Below are 17,312 nucleotides of genomic sequence, written 5' to 3' on the forward strand. Positions count from 1 at the left end.
CCCGAGAACACCGTACGTACGAGTCCGTCATCATCAAGCACAACTCAGCGTGACGCCACAGCACGATCCGTCACCACCGAATCCGAGACAGAGCCACTGACTGGACACACCCCCTGGCGACGAGGCGCGCAACCTCGTCTCCACCACGCCCGACACGGCCGTCGTCTTCCGACCGGCCGTCGTCACCACACCCGCCATCCTCACCATCGTCATCCTCACCGGTCGCATACTCGCCAGGCTCGTCCGTACGATCTGGCGCCACCCCATCGCGGCCTTCATCCCGATAGCCCTCGGCGCTCTCTGGTACTTCTACGGCTGGCCGCTGGCGGCGTCCCTGTCCGGGACAGTCGTCTTCGCCCTGAGCTCGTGGGCGTTCCTCGACCGGCCGTCCTTCGCCCGTCTCGTCGGCTATCGGCTGCTGGCCTGGTGGCGACTCGTCTGGATCTACCGGCGGCACTGGCAACCCGTCATGATCGTCTCCGGTCTCGGCCGTCACCTCCGGGGCCGTGACTACCTGCCCCGGCTGGGCAAGGTCACCTGCACCTCGTGGGCCGACGTGGTCACCGTGCGCATGCTCAAAGGCCAAGCGGTCAAGGACTGGGCGGATCGCACCGACCACCTGGCCCAAGGCTTCGGCGCGAAGTCGTGCCGCGTTGCCCCATCTCATGCTGGACGGCTGACACTGACCTTCCCACGCAGCGATCCACTCGCCTCGCCCCTGCCGGCGCTCGCCATACCGGAGGAACCGACGGTGGGGCCGGTCGAGATCGGCAAAGGCGAGGATGGGCGGCCGTGGCGGCTCAAAGTGCACGGCACTCATGTCCTCGTCGCGGGCGCGACGGGAGCCGGCAAGGGGTCGATCATCTGGTCCGTCATCCGCTCTCTGCTCCCCGCCGCCAGCGCGGGCCTGGTCGAGTTGTGGGCGCTGGATCCCAAACTCATGGAGCTGTCCTACGGCCGCGACTTGTTCGGCGATCGGTATGCGGCCACGCCCGAGGAGTGCGCCGATCTGCTGGACGAGGCCGTCTGCGTCATGCAGAAACGGGCGGCCCGGTTCGCCGGCCTCCAGCGCTCCCACACCCCCACCGTTGTTGATCCGTTCGTCCTGGTCATCGTCGATGAGGTGGCGTTCCTGACCGCCTACCAGTCCGACCGGCAGCTCAGACAACGCATCTCCGCAGCGCTCGCCACCTTGACCACCCAAGGGCGCGCGGTCGGTGTCGGCGTCCTGGCCGCACTCCAGGACCCACGCAAAGAGGTCATGAACATCCGCAACCTCTTCCCCGACAAGATCGCCCTCCGGCTGGATGAGTCGGAACAGGTGGACATGGTCCTCGGCGACGGCGCACGTGATCGCGGCGCCCTCGCTGACCACATCTCACCCATTCCAGAGATCGGCGCGGGCGTCGGCTACGTCCGGCTGGAAACCAGTCCCGAGCCCGTCCTGGTCCGCGCCGCCTACGTCTCCGATCACGACATCCGCGCCATGGCCGACGCCTATGCCTCACACGGGGAGGCCGCGTGAAGATCTGCTTCCACGGCACCGCCGACGAAATCAGCCTGGTCGCAGGCCGCCCGCTCCTGGTCCTGCTGACCGCGCGTGATCTGCCCCGCATGCGGGTCTTCGAGCTCTACCACCCCCACGTCTACGCCAACCCCTCCCACGAGCGCTACCGGCTCTGCGCCGTAATGACCGAGACCACCGACGAAGGGAGGACCGCGTGACCCATCCGCACGACCGCGCACTACCCCGGGCCGTACGACAGGCCATGCCGATGGCCCGGGATGTGCTCGTAGAGGTCGCCAAGCTCCACGGCGTCTGTATCCGGCCCGTCCCGCTCAAGCGGCTCGACGTCGTCACCGGTAAGTCCGAGATCATCGACGTTCCGTGCGGGGCCACCCTCGACAGCAAGTGCCCGCCGTGCGCCAAGCGCAACAAGCAACTGCGCAAGGCCCAGTGCCGCGAGGGCTGGCACCTCGACGCCGAACCCGCCATCACGCCCGACGAGGCCAACGAGGCCAACGAGGAACAGCGTTGGCTGGTGGAGTTCCGCGCCGACTTCCAAGCCCAGCGGGATGCCGCCGAAAAGGCCGGCGACGACACCACCGACCTGGACGCGATCATCACCGGCCTGGACGAGGAGATCAACGCAGCGGGCATGCGCGGCAACGTCCTGGGCCGTACCACCACCAAGCGCTCCCGCTCCACCAGACGGCGCCAGGACGCGCCCGACCTGCCCAAGCGCAAAATGACCAACACCACCCTGGGACGCACCTTCCACGGCACGGACGGCAAGACCTACCGGCCGTCCCTGTTCGTCACGCTCACCTTGCCCTCGTACGGCAAGGTTCGCGACGGCGTCCCCGTCGATCCGGACGCCTACGACTACCGGCGCGCTGCTCGGGACGCGCTGCACTTCTCCAAGCTGGTGGATCGCTTCGTGCAGAACCTGCGCCGTGTCGCAGGCTATGACGTGCAGTACTTCGCCTCCGTGGAGCCTCAGAAGCGACTTGCTCCGCACCTGCACATGGCCATTCGTGGAACGCTCCCACGCGCGGAGATCAAGCAGATAGCCGCCGCCACCTATCACCAGGTTTGGTGGCCACAAGCCGACGAAGTGCGCTTCGAGGGCGATCAACTGCCGGTGTGGGACGAGGAGACCGGCTTCCTCGACCCGATCACCGGTGAAGTCCTGCCGACCTGGGACGAAGCCCTTGACGCCCTCGGTGAAGACGCCGAGCCGCTCCACGTGCTTCGCTTCGGCGATCAGGTGGACGTGCAAGGCGTTCTCGCCGGTACGCCGGACGCTGACCAGTGCATCCGGTATCTGTCCAAGTACCTGACCAAGTCCATCGGTGACAGCCTCGACGGCGGCCAGGCCCAGCGTGAGCACGCCACACGCATGGTCGATGCCCTGCGTTACGAGCCGTGCTCGCCGTCCTGCCCGAACTGGCTGCGCTACGGCGTACAGCCCAAGAACGCCAAAGCCGGGATGGCCCCCGGCCGGTGTCGCTCCAAGGCACACAAGCCCGAACACCTCGGCTACGCCGGTCGCCGCGTCCTGGTCTCCCGCAAGTGGTCCAACAAGACCCTCGCCGAACACAAGCAGGGCCGCCGCACCTGGGTCCTGGAAGCCCTCGGCCAGGCCGACATACCCACCGACCCACACCGCTACATCTGGCGCCCCGTCCCGACCGGAGACGCCAACGTGCCACCACTCGCCGTCCGGCTCCTCAGATCCGTCCACGAACGCCAACGCTGGCGCGCCCACCTCCGAGAACTGGAGGCCAGAGCAGCCGGCCAAGACCTTTCGGCAGCCGAGGACGTGGGGAGGGCCGCGTGACCAAGCACGACGAACTACTGACCGTCCGCCAGGTCCTCAACGAACTCGGCGGAGTCTCCCGCCGCACCTTCTACCGCTGGCGCGAGGTCGGCAAGGCGCCCGATGGCATCCGCCTGCCCAACGGCGAACTGCGCATCTACCGCAGCGACCTTGAATCCTGGCTCGAATCCCTCCGGAGCGGAGCATGACGACCTCGTACGACGTGAAGTTCTGGGAGATCCGGCGGAACAAGTCCAGCAAGTCACCCTCCTACGAGGTTCGTTGGAAGGTCGGCGGGCGGGAGAAGTCCAAGACGTACAAGACCAAGGCCCTCGGCGAGAGCTTCCTGTCCGACCTGCGGCAAGCGGCGAGACGCGGTGAGGCATTCGACCTGGAGACCGGTCTTCCCGAGTCGATGATCAAAGCCAAGGGCGCGCGAACTGTCCTCGACTTCGTTAAGGCGTACGTCGAAGCGCGCTGGCCGTACGCGGCTGCCAAGAGCCGTGACAGCATGTCCGACGCCCTGGCGACGGCTCTCCCGGCGTTGACGGCAGAGAAGGCGGGGCGGCCGAATGCTGCCCTCCTCCGTACGGCCCTCCGCCAGTACGTTCTGCTGCCTGAGAAGAAGCGGCCCGCGATGCCCGCCGACATCGCGCGAACCGTCCGCTGGCTGGAGGCGGCATCCCTCAGCATGGCGGAACTCAACGACACCAAGGCCGTGCGCCCGGCCTTGGACGCCCTCACCCTGTGCCTCGACGGCCAGAAGGCCGGGGCCAACACGATCAGGCGGAAGCGCGCCGTCCTCCACCACGTCTTCGAGTACGCGGTGGAGCTGGAAGAGCTGCCGTCCAATCCACTGCACCGGATCAAGTGGAAGCTTCCCAAAACCACCGAGACAGTGGATCCACGGGTCGCGGTCAACCCACGCCAAGCCAGGGAACTGCTCGTCGCGCTCACGTACGTCGGCAAGCGCCAACGCGGCGGGAAGGGCCGGGGACAACGGCTGATGGCCATGTTCGCCTGCATGTACTTCGCCGCGCTCCGCCCCGGTGAGGCGGTCAGCCTCCGTGAGCAGGACTGCCACCTCCCGCCAGCGGGCTGGGGACGGCTCACCCTCGACGGCTCCCGCCCTGAGGTGAACCGTCGCTGGACCGACACAGGCGACGCTCACGAGCTGCGCGGGCTCAAGCATCGGGGCGAGGATGACGTCCGGCGGATTCCGATCCCTCCGGAACTGGTCAAGATCCTTCGGCAACACATCGAAGAGTTCGGCGTCGCTCCTGGCGGGCGGCTGTTCCGCAGTGAGCGCGGTGGCGTGGTCGCCTCGACGGCTTACACCGAGGTCTGGCAGGAAGCCCGTACTCTCGCGCTCACGCCCGCCCAGGTCGCCTCACCGCTCGCCCGACGCCCGTACGACCTGCGGCACGCAGCCGTCTCGCTCTGGCTCAACGGCGGCGTACCGGCTCCGGAAGTGGCCGCCCGTGCCGGCCACGGGGTCGATGTCCTGCTGCGGGTCTACGCCAAGTGCATCGACGGCCAGGAGGACAGCGTCAACCAGCGGATCACGGACGTACTGACCGCATGAGATCACGAACAACGTCCCACGAAGGGCTCCGGCTAACCCCGGGGCCTTTCGGCGTTGCAGGGCTTCGTCATCCCGCACATGCTCCGGATCATGGGCCTCTACCTGGGGAAACGCCGCAGGATTCATCCCGCATATATCCCGTGAGCACCGACAAACGGCCGCTCACGGCAGCATCCGGCTGCACAACCCCGGAAAAGCAGAAGAGGCCCCGGAGGGCCTCTGAGCTGCGCTAACTGCATGTGGCAGGTGCAAGGTTCGAACTTGCGTAGGCTGAGCCGACGGTTTTACAGCTCGTGACCGTTGCGGCCCTCACCCAAGCTCCGAACTGCGGGGTTCTACCGTCCGTCGCCTCTAGCCCACAAGATCATTGCACGCATATTGCACAGCGATCCGAGGCCTCGGCCGCGACGATGAGCACGTAGCGACCACGCGTCTGGGGTAGCTTAGCGATGTGCCCTTGCCTACCGGAGCTCGCCGAATAATGGTCGCTGGCGGGCTGGGAGCCTCGATCATCGCTGGTGACAACGGCATGCCTCTTGGCCTGCGCATGATCCTTGGTATCAGCGCGATGATCGTAGCCGCAGTGAGCCTCGCCGACGAGGGCGCTGAAGAATCAACGGGTAGCCAGGTACCCATTTTAAAAAAAACTTGGAGGGTAAGTGTCCGCACTTACCCAATCCCGCCGCGCTCTTCCTGCCCACTAAGCTGCGTCGAGTGACACGGTCATCAAGCTCCGTCTGTGGTTTCTCGCGCGAGGCGCACACGCCGTCCGCCTGATCATCCCGTCTGCCATCGTCCCGCCCGAAGGGGAAGCGGGCCTGGGCCACGGGGTCAAGGTGGAGCGCCCCACTGGACGAACGACCTTGAGCCCGTGGCCCAGGCCCGCTCGGCTTGTCCCGGGTCGATGGCGGGCGGGATGATCAGGCTTCCACCTCAACCACCTACGGCCCCTGTCCCTGCCTCGGCGATCATCCCGGAGCCGGAGGCCCCCGCCGGAGGCGTGGTTCTAAACGTCCAAGTACGTGAGGCACGCGACACCGACGATGACGAGGCCGATCCCTAACAGAATGATTCCGAATACGTTGAGGGAGCCCCAGAACAGCCAGAGCCACGCGCCCGTAACTGCGAGCGCCAACAAGAGCCAGAGTCCAGCTCGGACTGATCCACCGTACTCACCTGAGACGATCAGTGCTAAGGCCCCGAGAAGGATGTACAGGCCGATCCCCCAGAGCAGCAGGCGCCCAAAGTCCTGACCGGAGCCGAACAGCTGTAGCCGTTCCACAAGGGCTGGGACGGCGACCGGGGCTTGCGCTTGCTCGGGGTTTGAAGGGTCGGGAGGGTTCCCTTCCCCCCACGGGGCCCTCTCGTCCCATTTCAGGAAGGTCATCACGGCGACCATGAGAGCTGCGACGGTGGCTACTTCCGCGAGGATCGTTAACCGGCTGCGCATCTTGCCATCGTCTGTTGTTCGGAACTGTCGTGTCCAGACGGTGAGTCGGATGCGCTGCGGTGGCGGGGCGCGAGGGTCGGCGGGTTCGATTGGTACGGCGGGAGCTGACGCGGGCCGGCCCGAGGCGCCGCCGTCAGGGACCGGCCCCCAGGCCGCATGCCCGGACGGCGGGCGCAGGCGGGCCGGTACGGCGGCGCGCCGCGCCGCCGCTTGATACATACAAGAGCAATTCGGCAATGTGAGCGGCGTCAGGCATCAGGCAACTATCCCTCGGGACAAGCACAATTATTTCCAGACCTGCAACGGACGATACGAACGCCCGACTCAAAGATCACAACGGTTTTGCCATACTCTCCCCCATAAAGCGCTGAGTTCAAATAATCCACAAACGTCAGCACATATCAGCCCAGGCGATCCGATCACACTGTCAAAGCGAAATCCGTATGACATCCCATCTTTCGTCGTCCGGCTGAGAGACATTGTTGACATAGTCGCGAACGATATCAACGGCACCGGGGTTAATCGATATAGCGAGAGCGGCAAGCCCCATTGCGACAAAGTCTGGAAGTTCATCTTTTCGCATAAGAGCTGCTTGGATAATTTCTATATCCAGTTCAGACAGAAGAGACTTACCGAGCACATCCAATTCCTTATATATATTCTTGAGTATCCAGCCGGCAAACCAACTCTGTCGAGATTTTGCGTGATCCAGTAGCCATCTAATTAATACGGATGCAGTATCTTCTAGGCACTCGGCAGGAATTCGAGTGGTCTCGGTTATCCAGGCCAACGCCCAGCATACGCACGTCACCACTGCCGGGTCGTTCTTATGCTTGATAAGAAGTTCGCAGATGCTGCCGATGGTGTCTGACAAGTAATTCGTGACAGCTACATCTCCGCCATAGAAGGAGATAGGGAGCTCTCCGTCATGGGTGTCCAGATAGTAGCCAAGCGAGAAAAGGAAGCTGACAGCGCACAACTGTTCGGCCAACAATGGCGACTTAAGAGCGCTGTTCAACTTGACGGAGATCGCCGAGTCATCCAGGGTCGATATATCTCGCGCAAATATCTCTCCGGAAACATGGAAGTAGACTGTCAAATACTCCGCGTGAGTGTCTTCCAGTTGTCCCATTACGAGTGTGCGCATAGCGTCACCATAACGCCCTGCCAGCACATCTCGATACATGCCAAATGTATAGTGCATGAGATGTATTGTTAGATCGATAGCGTCCTCAATGTCATCCGGAAATCCTTGAGCTTCATCTTCGATGCAGGCCAGCAGTATGTGCACTACGGTCTGCTCATTATGAAAAGCTTCCTTCTCTTCGTCTTCTTGCTCTTCCGAGTCGAGCAGTTCGGTGACGTATGAGACCAATGCTTTGATGAGTGCAGCACCTTGGCGCCCAAGGAGCGTGCTGCACAACACAATTACTTCGCTCCAATTCGGATCGGAAAAGTATGGCTTCAGAAGCTCGACTGGGTCGGCTTCGGATGCCGCGGGCATCCACTTGTTTGCGATAGCACGGGCTGCCAAGTACTCCTGAAATGTTAGATGACGAAACTCATATGACGTTGATAGACGCCCTGACTCTATGGCGTGGCCGGCCTTTATAAGAAGGCTGCTACGTAGCTCTACTCTCTTAACAACTTCGGCAGCAGTGCTCTTCGCGTAGGAAAGCACCTCGGGCATTTCTTTTCGTGCTTCGATAAAAACTCTTTCGATGTCTTCAAGACTGGCTTGTTGCGTGCCTTCCTTGGTCATCTCAAAAGCCAGATAAGCTAACTGCGGGACTACTTCATCGAGGTTCAGTGGCGTATGACCTTCAACATTCCAAGTCATCAGCAGCAACTCAATGGCTTTGTCGTAAAGGATCATCCTTCTCTTCGGCATATCGCCGATCCAGCGCTGGACGTATAGGAGTGTCATGAGAAGAAGCGGACTTTGAGCGAGGCGCCGAACACGACTGTTATTAATTATCCTCCCGACCACTTGGTTAATATATTCAGTAGACCTTGGAACCGGGTCAACGTGGCGATACCATGCATGGGTTAGCTGGTGGATGTTTGCATTAGTTAGCTCTGATAGTCGGTAGACGGTGCAGAATCCAGCAATATCGCCAGCTACGATGCGGAATCCCGCCTCGCGGGATGTCAGGACGAGACGAACATTAGGGTGGATAGCAAGGAATGTTCGCAGCTTTGCACTAAAACGTCGCCGAGCTGTTTCGTCAGCTATTTCGTCGATGCCATCAATTAAAAGTAGAGCATCACCTGCTTGCATAGACTGATGTATCAGTTCTTTGAAATCGCTCGCGAAATGAGGAATTTCTGCCTTGCGAGGGATATCGTGAATTACGTCAAGGATTGTTGTATCCTCATGTACCTTGAGATCACGTCCTCGCAATACAAGCGGAAGAAAGGGGCGTCCTGGCAAATTGTCGTCTATTTTGCTACGACGATCCGGGTCGGCATAGGCCACCGCGAGCCTTTTTATGAGTGTCGACTTACCGGAGCCAGGAGGCGCGAGTACTGTTATCTTGACTTCGCTGGATAGTACTTCTCCAAGCCGTTTAACGATGCGGGCTTCCTCGTATGGCCTTCCTGGCGATGCATTGGAACTATGAGAGCGATCTTCAGCCTGTGGCGCCATGCCCTCCAAAGTGATATCGATATAGAAATCCTCTATATCATGACTCGCTGTGCTTACATAGTTATCTATGGGCATTCCTTCGAGGGCTATTGATCCGCATTCCTGCAACACATAGCGGCGATAAGCGTTGAGAACTTCGCTGTCGGCATTGATCCTTGAATCACTGGGCGCGCAGACTGTTAGATCACGAAACTGTTGGGGCAGAAGCGCTTGGATAGATTGTGCGACGGAGTGGGGCAGAAGATACCCGCTCGCGTGGACAAGGGAAAATGCTACAATCTTTCCCAGATGCGAGTATGGAATCAACCAAATCCATCCCGAATTATGTGCAATTAGAATAGGCTCATCGTCAACGGAAAGACCTGTCAGGCTTTCAGACATGGTAGTGGCAGCAGCGAACGCTGCCCTATCTCTTGGAATAAGTATATTTCCAGCGACGAGCTGTTCGTAGATATCGACCGGTCCAAGAAGAAGCATCCTTGGCGAAGGAAAATCATCCTCTTGCAGCCGTGCCGGAGCAGTGAAGCCTGAAATGGATATATAATATCCAACCAGGTTTGGCTCCTGAAGCCGTTCGCGTTCCAACACACCAGCAAATTTGTTCAAGTCCGCGCCGGAAACTGGACGACTTTGCGCCTTACATTCGACAATGACGCTGCGGTGCTCCAACCGATGGCGTCCATGTATGTCAATCTCGCGCCCGGGCTTACTTATGTTCAGGTACAGCGTTTCGTATCCGAGAGCGTGGACAACATCTGTCATACGCTCGGTGAAAACGTCCCCTTGGTCATTCGACTCTGAAGCCGCAACTAGTATTCGCATAACTGCATATTACCTAGCTCTGTTGGTCCTGATAGTCTAAGAATGCAGCATGTTACTGTGACCGTCCAGTAGCGGTCCGGAGTACGCTATGCGTGCTATCACTTAAAGATGTTCTTTGTCCGCTATGTCCTATATTTCTTGGACGTTGTAGACTCTTCTGAACGTACCCGGCAATGGAGGGGGAGAGCATGGCCCTGTACTCATGCCATCCTCTACCCGAGGCATGCTTGTATGCATGCCTGAGAAAGGAGGCTTGGCGTATCGAGGGACGCTGGCCTCGACGGGTTCACCTGGGGTGCTGAGCCACCTAGGTGGACCAGCCCTGACGACGCAGAGAGGTCATGCCGAAATTTCGATGTCGATGGCCTGGACTGGAAGCCATGTACCAGCGATAGCAAAGGCGGTAGCTTCGCGGTGTGGCTGATGACGCTGAGCTGACGCGCTGGGTCGTGCATGGGGAACGGCTGATCTACGACAACCGGTGGATTCGGCTCGGCATGGCCGATGTGGAGATCCCCGGCGGAGAGCGGTTCGAGCATCATGTGGTGCATCTGGACCGGGCTGCCATCGCGGTCGTCGTCGACGAGCAGGACCGAGTTCTGCTGATGTGGCGGCACCGCTTCGTGTTCGACCGGTGGGGGTGGGAGCTTCCCGGCGGCCTAGTCGAAGTGGGTGAGGACCCGATGACCACCGCTGTACGGGAGGTGGAGGAGGAGACCGGGTATCGGCCCAAGCAGGTTGAGCATCTGGTGAGCTATCAGCCGATGGCCGGCATGGTCGACTCCGAGCACATCCTGTTCCTGGCGCGCGGGGCCGAGTTGGTGGGCAAGCCTGAGGGTGAGGTGGAAGCCGACCGGATCGACTGGGTTCCGATGTCGGAGATCCCCGACATGATCGCCCGCGGTGACATCTGGACGTCCGGGACGTTGATCGGGCTTCTCCAGGCTCAGCAGCGGCTCAACGGCCAAGGGCACGGTTGACTGCCCGAGACAGTTCGTCGATGCGGCGACGCTGGCGGCGGGAGCCGGTCATGGTGGCGAGCTGCTGCGCGCGCTGAATATGAGGCTGGGCGGCTTCCGGTTCGCCGGCCGCGAGGAGGGCGTGTCCCAAGTCGCAGCGGACGCCGGACTCAGCACGGTTGTAGGTGCCGTCCATTCCGGCCAGGGCTGAGCGAAGGTCCTCGACGGTGCCGGGGTCGCCGAAGCGGAGCAGGCAACTGCCTCTCCAGCGGGCGAAGTGATGGACGTTGATCGACAGGTAGGGCGTTTCTGGGTCCCCGTCCCCTTCCGGCAGCACTGCGGCGGCCTGGTCGAGTGCGCGACGGCAGGCGTCCTCGTCGCCGAGGACGGCGGCGGCTTCTGCTTCGGCTGCTGCCAGCCAGGTTCTGAGGCGGGCGGGGACGTGGTCGCGGTGGGTGGCGTGGATGTACTGGAGGAGTTCCGCGGCTTCGGCGGGTCGGCCCAGGTCCATGAGGACATACGCCTGCTCGCCGGAAACGTAGGCGAGGACGGCGGGGTCGTCGGCTTCTCGGGCAGCGGCCTTGGCACGTTCGTAGTGGCTCCAGGCGTCGTTGAGGGCCACAGTGTTGATGGCCTGCCATCCGGCCAGTGACGCCGTCTCGGCGAGGAGGTGGGCGAGTTGGGCGCGGATGCGGGGACGTACGGCGTGGTGGTGGGCACGTTCGATCTGGGCTATCTGGGCGCGCATCTTGTCGGCGATGGCGGGTCCACCGATGCGGCGGTCTTGGAGGCGGAGGTTGTTGGTGTCCGTCGTGAGGATCATGACCATCGTGGGGTCGATGGCTGAGGCGGCATCCAGGCGGGCGGCGAGTTCGCTGGTCTGCTCCTGGTGCTCGTCGTCGTGATTACCGGTCGGTGAGGCGATGTCGAGCGGGGCCAGGCCGAGGAGCATTCTGGCGTGGTCGGGCAGGCCGAGTCCGGTGGCGATGCGCTCGAATACCGCGAGTTCCTCGATGGGTCCCGCGCTGCCGTTGAAGATCTTGTTGACTCGGGGTTGGGCGATCTCGGTTGCTGTGGCGATGCGTACCTGGCTGAGTCCGGCGTATTTGGCGACGAGGCGGAATAGCCCGGTGATATCGCGTTTTTGGAGGATTTTGCGGCTTTCGTCGCGATCCCACACCCATTCTGGTATGTCGATCGGGTCGAAAGCGGTTTTACGCATGCGGTCCTCCGGAAGTCGACTCCCAGGTGGTGCATTGAGGTGCCGCAGACTCTATATGCCTTCGCTGTATATCGCCGTGGGATATGTATAAACGGTCTGGCTCCTCATGCTGTCGGGCATGACAACTCCAGTCAGGTGCACTGAATGCGACGGCCGAGGATGGAAGATCGTCACTCGGCGCGGTCATGCTGCGGCATCGAGGTTGGGTATGGCCACGTCCGCCAAGGAAGACTGCCTGTTCTGTGACGGCTCCAACCAGGGCGGCGCGCTGGGTGAGCTGTTCGAGTGGGAAGTCCGCCTCACCGCCGGCCAGGGCGAGGAACTGGGGCCGTGTGGGGCGAGCCCGTTCCAGGCCACTGCCATGGACGAGCTGCGCAAGGCGATGCGGGGCATGCCTGAAGGCGCTGCCGTGCGGGGGCGCATCGTGCACAGCGTCCGCGACTTCGGCGCCCTCCCCGACGACCACTTCCGCCGCGAGATCTTCCGCGCTTCCCTCGACCCGGCGGGCATGGTGCGTTTCGAGCGGGTGGCCGAATGAACGCGGCGAAATTGATCACGATTAGTCCGGGCCATTCGGCCGAACTTCTCCGGCAAGCGCTGGCGGAAAAAGGGGTCGCCGCCGATGTTCACGATGGATACGGGCTCGCGCTCGTGTCGGTCTGGGTCGGTCTGGTGGTGTGGTGCGATGGTCAGCATTTCTGGTGGCGAACGGGCTGGAATGCCGCACGCCGTCGCGTCATCTATGCCTGGCATCCCGCGATTGATCCGGTACGGGCCGCTCACCGCGTTGCCATGCTCTATGCGGACCTTCGAGCTGCCCATCCGGTGACGGGGCCGCTGGCCGACTTCGTCCGCGAGGTCGAGTCATGAGCGACGAGGCGGTCTTCTGGGGATGTGGTGTAGAGGCCGTCCGGCGAAACTCCGTGACGGTGCAGCATGCCGTGCGGACGGATGGCACGACGGCCTGGTGTGGGGCATCGGTCCGCCCAGTGATGATCTTCGATTGGTATCTACCGTTCGACCCGACCTATTCAGCCTCCTGCCAGGAATGCGTTCGACGGTGGGAACGCGCGTTCAAGAGGGCACAGAAGACTGCCTGAAAGGGCCCTGACAGGCCGTACCTTAGCCGGTACTGTACTTGTGCGGACGAGCGCAAGAGTGAACGGACGGCCAAGATGAGCATGGACTTCGCCCCGCCGAAATACGCCCAGGTCATGCGGGCGATTCAGGAGCGGATCGAGTCGGGCGAGTACGCCCCGGGTGACATGCTGCCATCCGAGACACAGTTGGTGCGGGAACTCGGCGTGGGCCGCACCACCGTCGTGCGGGCGCTTCAGACTCTGGCCATGCAGGGGTGGATCGAGCGTGAGCATGGGCGCGGCTCGTTCGTGAAGGGGCGTCCCGAGAGCGGGGCCGATCGTGTCCGGCCGAGTCTGAGCACGGCGGAGCAGGGTGAGAACGCTGACAGCCTCGTGGAGGTGACCCGTGTTCCGGCACCTCGACACGTGTCCCGGCTCCTGGGTGTCGCCGAGCGCACGCCCGTGATCGTGCGTAAGCGGGTGGCCCGCCAGGGGGATGTGCTGTCAGCGGTGGAGACGGTGTGGATTCCGCTGGAGATCGCCGTCGGCACTGACCTGGACAAGCCAGAACCGCTGCGCAACGGTATCCGCCGGCATCTCCAGGCGGTCAAGCATCTCCGGTTCGACCACATCACCGAGCGCGTCTCCGCGCGGAAGCCGACCAAGGAGGAAGCCGAGCTGCTGGGGTCGTCCAACCCGGTGCTTGGCGTGCTGGCGACCGTGCATGACCCGGCCGGTGCTGTGCTGCTGGCCATGAGTCTGGCGCTGCCTGGCAGTCTGCACGAGCTTGAGGATGTCTACGAGGTCAAGTGAGTCTTGCCGCCTTGCTCCAACCTTGCCCATGTAGGTTCGAGTCGCGCTGGGCCAGCGAGTCAGAAAGTCATCCTCGACGGTCACTATTTATCGGGGCCAGGCGTAGGCCGGATCTTCGGTGATCTTCACCTGCTGGGGGGCTTCACGGGGGAAGGCCCAGACACGCCCTGCGGTACTGGTGGCCGTCACGGTGGTCGCATCCAAGATGACCTCGGCGAACGGATTGGCGTCACCGCAAACCGCGACCCACTCCAAGGTGCCTTCGTCATCCTCTCGCGTGAGGGCGACCCAGCCGATGCCGCCGTTGGCAGCTGATTCTCCTGCCAAGGCGCGGCCATCTGCGTAGGCGCATGAGGCGAGCACACAATCGACATCGATCCAGTTGCTGGCCGTCCACGCGGTAGCTCGTAGGAGCTCCACCCACTGCCACTCCTCGGTTCGGGGGTTGCGGAGCTGACCCGGTTGGGAGAAGCGCATGAGCTGCATCACCGACAGCGAACCGTCAGCGAACACGATGAAGTCCCCGTCAGGTGCCTCCCGGGCGCGCCACCGGCGATGCACCTCTAAGGCGGAACCTGAGATGCCCGAAGTATCCATGCCCGGCATCCTGGCATAGGCGGCGCCTCCACAGAGTGGACGCGACAAGGCGACATGGAGCCTGGCGCTTCCAGGAGCTCGCATTAAATAAGGGTGTCTTCAAGGTTAGCTAAGTCTTACCCCGCCCCTCCGCGATAACCACTTGTGCGGACGAGTTCGGTGGACCTACTCTCAACTCATGCGGACAAGTGGACGAGCGAATGAGCGCTCGCGCCGCTAGCGAGAGGAACCACATGGCAATCCAGGGACCCATCCCGATCAGCTTCGACCAGGTCTTCCCGCACGGCTGCTTCCTCGTGGGGCAGGCCGAGCAGGTCAAGGACTTCGACGCCTCGACCAACGGCAGAACCGTCTACGCCAAGGACAAGACGACCGGACAGCCGGTCTGGCAGGTCCCGGTCATGGACGGCGACCCGACCGTCAAGGCGTCCCAGAAGACGGTCGCGGTCAAGATCCTGTCCGAGACCGAACCCACCGCCCCGCCCGCCGTACCCGGCCTCCCGATCACGCCCGTGGAGTTCGTCGGGATGACCGTCACGCCGTACGTCGGTCAGACCGGGCGGCTGGCCTACTCCATCCGCGCGACGGGGATGCGCCCGCCGCGCACCAAGCAGGCTCCCGCCGGCAAGGAGGCGGCGGCGTGAATCTCGGCCCCTACACCTACGTCACGCTCTCGATGGAGCCGGGAGAGCCCACGCACGTGGACGTGTCCTTCTACACGAGCGGTCTGCAGGCCCGATCCAGCGTGATCAACGAGCGTCGTCCGTCCCTGTCGATCATCAGCCGTGACGCCAAGGTCGCCGTCTCCACCACGGGAGGTGGGCCGGTCACCAACGCCGACCTGGCCATCGCCCGCGAGATCTTCACCGCCGCCGCCCAGTACCTGGCCGACTGCGAGCGCCTGCACGCCGAACACGACCAGACGGCGGTCTGACAGAAAGGCGGGGCCGCTGGAAGCGGCAACTTCCGGCGGCCCCTCGGTTCTCCCTGATCTCACTCACGAGAGGTTCCAAGCATATGTTCAAGCGGCTGCCTGGCGACGAGACACGCAACCTCGTCACCACCACGCCCGACACGGCCGTCGTCTTCCGCCCGGCCGTCATCCGCACTCCGGCCATCCTGACCCTGATCATCTTCGCCTGGCGTCTCCTCGCCGGGCTCGTCCGGCTCCTGTGGCGGCATCCCGTCGCCATGCTCGCGACGCTCACCCCCGGCGTCCTCGCTCTGCTGTACGGCTGGCAGACGGCACTGCTGCTCACGGCACCCGTCCCGGCAGGCTTGGCGGTCTGGGCCCTGACCCGCTGGGCCAGCTTCGTCCGTCTGATCGGCTGGCGGCTGCTGGCCTGGTGGCGGCTCGTCTGGGTCTACCGGCGGCACTGGCAACCCGTCATGATCGTCTCCGGTCTCGGCAGGCACCTGTGGGGCCGTGACTACCTGCCTCGGCTCGACAAGGTCACCTGCACCCCGTGGGCCGACCTCGTCGCCGTCCGCATGCTCAAGGGACAGTCGGTCAAGGACTGGGCCGATCGCCTCGACCACCTCGCCCAAGGGTTCGGCTCAGCGTCGTGCCGGGTGGCGCTGTCTCGGGGCGGTCGTCTCACGCTCACCTTTCCCCGGCACGACCCGCTGGCCGAACGCATCCCGGCGCTTCCTGCGCCGGACTCGCCAACCGTGGGGCCGGTCGAGATCGGCAAGCAGGAAGACGGGCGGCCATGGCTGCTCAAGGTGCACGGCACACACGTCCTGGTCGCGGGCGCCACCGGGGCGGGCAAAGGCTCGATCATCTGGTCCACCATCCGCGGACTCCTCCCGGCCGTCCGCGCGGGCCTGGTCGAGATCTGGGCCCTGGACCCCAAGCTGATGGAACTGTCCTACGGGCGCGCCCTGTTCGGTGACCGGTACGCGGCCACCCCTGCAGACTGCGCCGACCTCCTCGACCAGGCCGTGAGCGTCATGCAGAAACGCGCGGCCCGCTTCGCCGGTGTTCAGCGCTCCCACACCCCAACCGTGGATGACCCCTTCGTGCTGGTCGTGGTCGACGAGGTCGCGTTCCTGACCGCCTACCAGTCCGACAGAGAGCTGAGACGGCGGATCTCAGCCGCGCTGGCCACCCTCACAACCCAGGGCCGCGCAGTGGGCGTGGGTGTCCTGGCGGCGCTCCAAGACCCGCGCAAGGAAGTCATGAACATCCGCAACCTGTTCCCCGACAAGATCGCGCTGCGGCTGGACGAGTCCGAACAGGTGGACATGGTCCTCGGCGACGGAGCGCGGGACCGGGGAGCGCTGGCAGATCACATCTCACCCGTCCCCGGACTGGGTGCCGGCGTCGGCTACGTCCGGCTGGAGACCTCGCCCGACCCGATCCGCGTTCGCGCCGCCTACGTCTCCGACACCGACATCCGTGCCATGGCCGACGCCTTCACCGCCGGAGAGGACGCCTGATGAAGGTCTGCTTCCACGGCACCGCCGAAGAAATCGAGCTGGTGGCAGGACGTTCGGTCCTCGTCATGCTCACCATCCGCGATCTGCCCCACGTGCGGGCGTTCGAGGTCTTCCACACCCGCATCAGCCGTCACCCCTACCAGGGCCTCTACCGGCTGTGCGCCGAGCTGGCCGAGACGGAGGGCGGCGACCATGCGTGAGCTCTCCTACCTCCTGGAGGGGCTGCGCTGCTCGGCCTGCCTGAGCGACAACACACTCTGGCTGGACCTGGCGGCGGGCCTGGTCGAGTGCCGCGAGTGCGGCCAAGGCGCCCTCATCGACCACGACGGGGAGGACATGTGACCTACGACCGCGCGCTGCCCCGTGCCGA

General features: G+C 63.3%; 18 protein-coding genes. 14 read left to right on the forward strand and 4 right to left on the reverse strand.

Translation table 11 applies throughout. From position 1 onward, the window contains the following. Nucleotides 1–100: 100 nt before the first annotated feature. From ACWD0F_RS35330 to ACWD0F_RS35350, 5 genes are read left to right on the forward strand one after another with little or no spacing between them, the layout of a single operon-like run. Complete coding sequence (locus ACWD0F_RS35330) at nt 101–1,525, forward strand: FtsK/SpoIIIE domain-containing protein (protein ID WP_449884050.1); 1,425 nt, start codon at nt 101–103, stop codon at nt 1,523–1,525. Further along, a complete protein-coding gene (locus tag ACWD0F_RS35335; protein ID WP_449883677.1) occupies nt 1,522–1,725 on the forward strand; it encodes a hypothetical protein in 204 nt (67 codons plus the stop codon). The genes ACWD0F_RS35330 and ACWD0F_RS35335 overlap by 4 nt, the downstream gene beginning before the upstream one ends. After that, complete coding sequence (locus tag ACWD0F_RS35340) at nt 1,722–3,344, forward strand: replication initiator (protein WP_449883680.1); 1,623 nt, start codon at nt 1,722–1,724, stop codon at nt 3,342–3,344. Before ACWD0F_RS35335 ends, ACWD0F_RS35340 begins: the two co-directional genes overlap by 4 nt. Beyond that, complete coding sequence (locus tag ACWD0F_RS35345; protein WP_449883683.1) at nt 3,341–3,532, forward strand: helix-turn-helix transcriptional regulator; 192 nt, start codon at nt 3,341–3,343, stop codon at nt 3,530–3,532. The genes ACWD0F_RS35340 and ACWD0F_RS35345 overlap by 4 nt, the downstream gene beginning before the upstream one ends. Continuing rightward, complete coding sequence (locus ACWD0F_RS35350; protein WP_449883685.1) at nt 3,529–4,908, forward strand: tyrosine-type recombinase/integrase; 1,380 nt, start codon at nt 3,529–3,531, stop codon at nt 4,906–4,908. The genes ACWD0F_RS35345 and ACWD0F_RS35350 overlap by 4 nt, the downstream gene beginning before the upstream one ends. Before the next feature lie 1,006 nt (nt 4,909–5,914). Here ACWD0F_RS35350 and ACWD0F_RS35355 read toward each other — a convergent pair. After that, on the reverse strand, nt 5,915–6,358 hold the full coding sequence (locus tag ACWD0F_RS35355) for a hypothetical protein (protein ID WP_449883688.1): 444 nt from the start codon (nt 6,356–6,358) through the stop codon (nt 5,915–5,917). A 427-nt stretch (nt 6,359–6,785) separates the two neighbouring features. After that, nucleotides 6,786–9,830, reverse strand: a complete 3,045-nt coding sequence (locus ACWD0F_RS35360; RefSeq protein WP_449883690.1) for an NACHT domain-containing protein — start codon at nt 9,828–9,830, stop codon at nt 6,786–6,788. A 449-nt stretch (nt 9,831–10,279) separates the two neighbouring features. Between ACWD0F_RS35360 and ACWD0F_RS35365 the strand changes: the two genes are divergently transcribed. After that, nucleotides 10,280–10,810 (forward strand): NUDIX hydrolase, encoded by a 531-nt coding sequence (locus ACWD0F_RS35365; RefSeq protein WP_449884053.1) that lies wholly within the window; start codon nt 10,280–10,282, stop codon nt 10,808–10,810. On the opposite strand, the gene ACWD0F_RS35370 is transcribed toward ACWD0F_RS35365, so the two are convergent. Beyond that, the gene (locus ACWD0F_RS35370; RefSeq protein ID WP_449883692.1) at nt 10,788–12,011 is read right to left on the reverse strand and encodes an XRE family transcriptional regulator; all 1,224 of its coding nucleotides are present in this window, start codon (nt 12,009–12,011) and stop codon (nt 10,788–10,790) included. The two genes, ACWD0F_RS35365 and ACWD0F_RS35370, sit on opposite strands and share 23 nt — an antisense overlap. Before the next feature lie 208 nt (nt 12,012–12,219). On the opposite strand from ACWD0F_RS35370, the gene ACWD0F_RS35375 reads away from it, so the two are divergent. From ACWD0F_RS35375 to ACWD0F_RS35385, 3 genes are all read left to right on the forward strand, one after another. After that, nucleotides 12,220–12,549 carry a hypothetical protein gene (locus ACWD0F_RS35375; protein ID WP_449883695.1) on the forward strand — a complete coding sequence of 110 codons (330 nt, stop codon included), beginning with the start codon at nt 12,220–12,222 and terminating at the stop codon, nt 12,547–12,549. Continuing rightward, the gene (locus tag ACWD0F_RS35380) at nt 12,546–12,881 is read left to right on the forward strand and encodes a hypothetical protein (RefSeq protein WP_449883697.1); all 336 of its coding nucleotides are present in this window, start codon (nt 12,546–12,548) and stop codon (nt 12,879–12,881) included. The genes ACWD0F_RS35375 and ACWD0F_RS35380 overlap by 4 nt, the downstream gene beginning before the upstream one ends. A 305-nt stretch (nt 12,882–13,186) precedes the next feature. Next, on the forward strand, nt 13,187–13,903 hold the full coding sequence (locus ACWD0F_RS35385; RefSeq protein ID WP_449883700.1) for a GntR family transcriptional regulator: 717 nt from the start codon (nt 13,187–13,189) through the stop codon (nt 13,901–13,903). A gap of 87 nt (nt 13,904–13,990) precedes the next feature. Here the strand turns inward: ACWD0F_RS35385 and ACWD0F_RS35390 are convergent, their stop codons facing one another. Next, a complete protein-coding gene (locus tag ACWD0F_RS35390) occupies nt 13,991–14,500 on the reverse strand; it encodes a hypothetical protein (protein WP_449883702.1) in 510 nt (169 codons plus the stop codon). A 233-nt stretch (nt 14,501–14,733) separates the two neighbouring features. Between ACWD0F_RS35390 and ACWD0F_RS35395 the strand changes: the two genes are divergently transcribed. The 5 genes from ACWD0F_RS35395 (at nt 14,734) to ACWD0F_RS35415 (ending at nt 17,284) form a co-directional block, all read left to right on the forward strand. Next, nucleotides 14,734–15,144 carry a plasmid replication, integration and excision activator gene (locus tag ACWD0F_RS35395; RefSeq protein WP_449883705.1) on the forward strand — a complete coding sequence of 137 codons (411 nt, stop codon included), beginning with the start codon at nt 14,734–14,736 and terminating at the stop codon, nt 15,142–15,144. Next, the gene (locus ACWD0F_RS35400; RefSeq protein ID WP_449883708.1) at nt 15,141–15,434 is read left to right on the forward strand and encodes a hypothetical protein; all 294 of its coding nucleotides are present in this window, start codon (nt 15,141–15,143) and stop codon (nt 15,432–15,434) included. Before ACWD0F_RS35395 ends, ACWD0F_RS35400 begins: the two co-directional genes overlap by 4 nt. An 83-nt stretch (nt 15,435–15,517) precedes the next feature. Next, nucleotides 15,518–16,942, forward strand: a complete 1,425-nt coding sequence (locus ACWD0F_RS35405) for an FtsK/SpoIIIE domain-containing protein (RefSeq protein ID WP_449883710.1) — start codon at nt 15,518–15,520, stop codon at nt 16,940–16,942. Continuing rightward, nucleotides 16,942–17,142 carry a hypothetical protein gene (locus ACWD0F_RS35410; RefSeq protein WP_449883713.1) on the forward strand — a complete coding sequence of 67 codons (201 nt, stop codon included), beginning with the start codon at nt 16,942–16,944 and terminating at the stop codon, nt 17,140–17,142. Before ACWD0F_RS35405 ends, ACWD0F_RS35410 begins: the two co-directional genes overlap by 1 nt. Further along, on the forward strand, nt 17,135–17,284 hold the full coding sequence (locus tag ACWD0F_RS35415; RefSeq protein WP_379533777.1) for a hypothetical protein: 150 nt from the start codon (nt 17,135–17,137) through the stop codon (nt 17,282–17,284). The genes ACWD0F_RS35410 and ACWD0F_RS35415 overlap by 8 nt, the downstream gene beginning before the upstream one ends. Nucleotides 17,285–17,312 lie beyond the last annotated feature (28 nt).

Source organism: Nonomuraea sp. NPDC002799 (genome assembly GCF_053592075.1).

Excerpts from the sequence above, each read along its gene's own strand:
- ACWD0F_RS35350 (WP_449883685.1), top strand. The coding sequence starts at position 3,529 with ATGACGACCTCGTACGACGTGAAGTTCTGGGAGATCCGGCGGAACAAG.
- ACWD0F_RS35355 (WP_449883688.1), bottom strand. The coding sequence starts at position 6,358 with ATGCGCAGCCGGTTAACGATCCTCGCGGAAGTAGCCACCGTCGCAGCT.
- ACWD0F_RS35360 (WP_449883690.1), bottom strand. The coding sequence starts at position 9,830 with ATGCGAATACTAGTTGCGGCTTCAGAGTCGAATGACCAAGGGGACGTT.
- ACWD0F_RS35370 (WP_449883692.1), bottom strand. The coding sequence starts at position 12,011 with ATGCGTAAAACCGCTTTCGACCCGATCGACATACCAGAATGGGTGTGG.
- ACWD0F_RS35375 (WP_449883695.1), top strand. The coding sequence starts at position 12,220 with ATGGCCACGTCCGCCAAGGAAGACTGCCTGTTCTGTGACGGCTCCAAC.
- ACWD0F_RS35380 (WP_449883697.1), top strand. The coding sequence starts at position 12,546 with ATGAACGCGGCGAAATTGATCACGATTAGTCCGGGCCATTCGGCCGAA.
- ACWD0F_RS35385 (WP_449883700.1), top strand. The coding sequence starts at position 13,187 with ATGAGCATGGACTTCGCCCCGCCGAAATACGCCCAGGTCATGCGGGCG.
- ACWD0F_RS35390 (WP_449883702.1), bottom strand. The coding sequence starts at position 14,500 with ATGGATACTTCGGGCATCTCAGGTTCCGCCTTAGAGGTGCATCGCCGG.
- ACWD0F_RS35395 (WP_449883705.1), top strand. The coding sequence starts at position 14,734 with ATGGCAATCCAGGGACCCATCCCGATCAGCTTCGACCAGGTCTTCCCG.
- ACWD0F_RS35405 (WP_449883710.1), top strand. The coding sequence starts at position 15,518 with ATGTTCAAGCGGCTGCCTGGCGACGAGACACGCAACCTCGTCACCACC.
- ACWD0F_RS35410 (WP_449883713.1), top strand. The coding sequence starts at position 16,942 with ATGAAGGTCTGCTTCCACGGCACCGCCGAAGAAATCGAGCTGGTGGCA.
- ACWD0F_RS35415 (WP_379533777.1), top strand. The coding sequence starts at position 17,135 with ATGCGTGAGCTCTCCTACCTCCTGGAGGGGCTGCGCTGCTCGGCCTGC.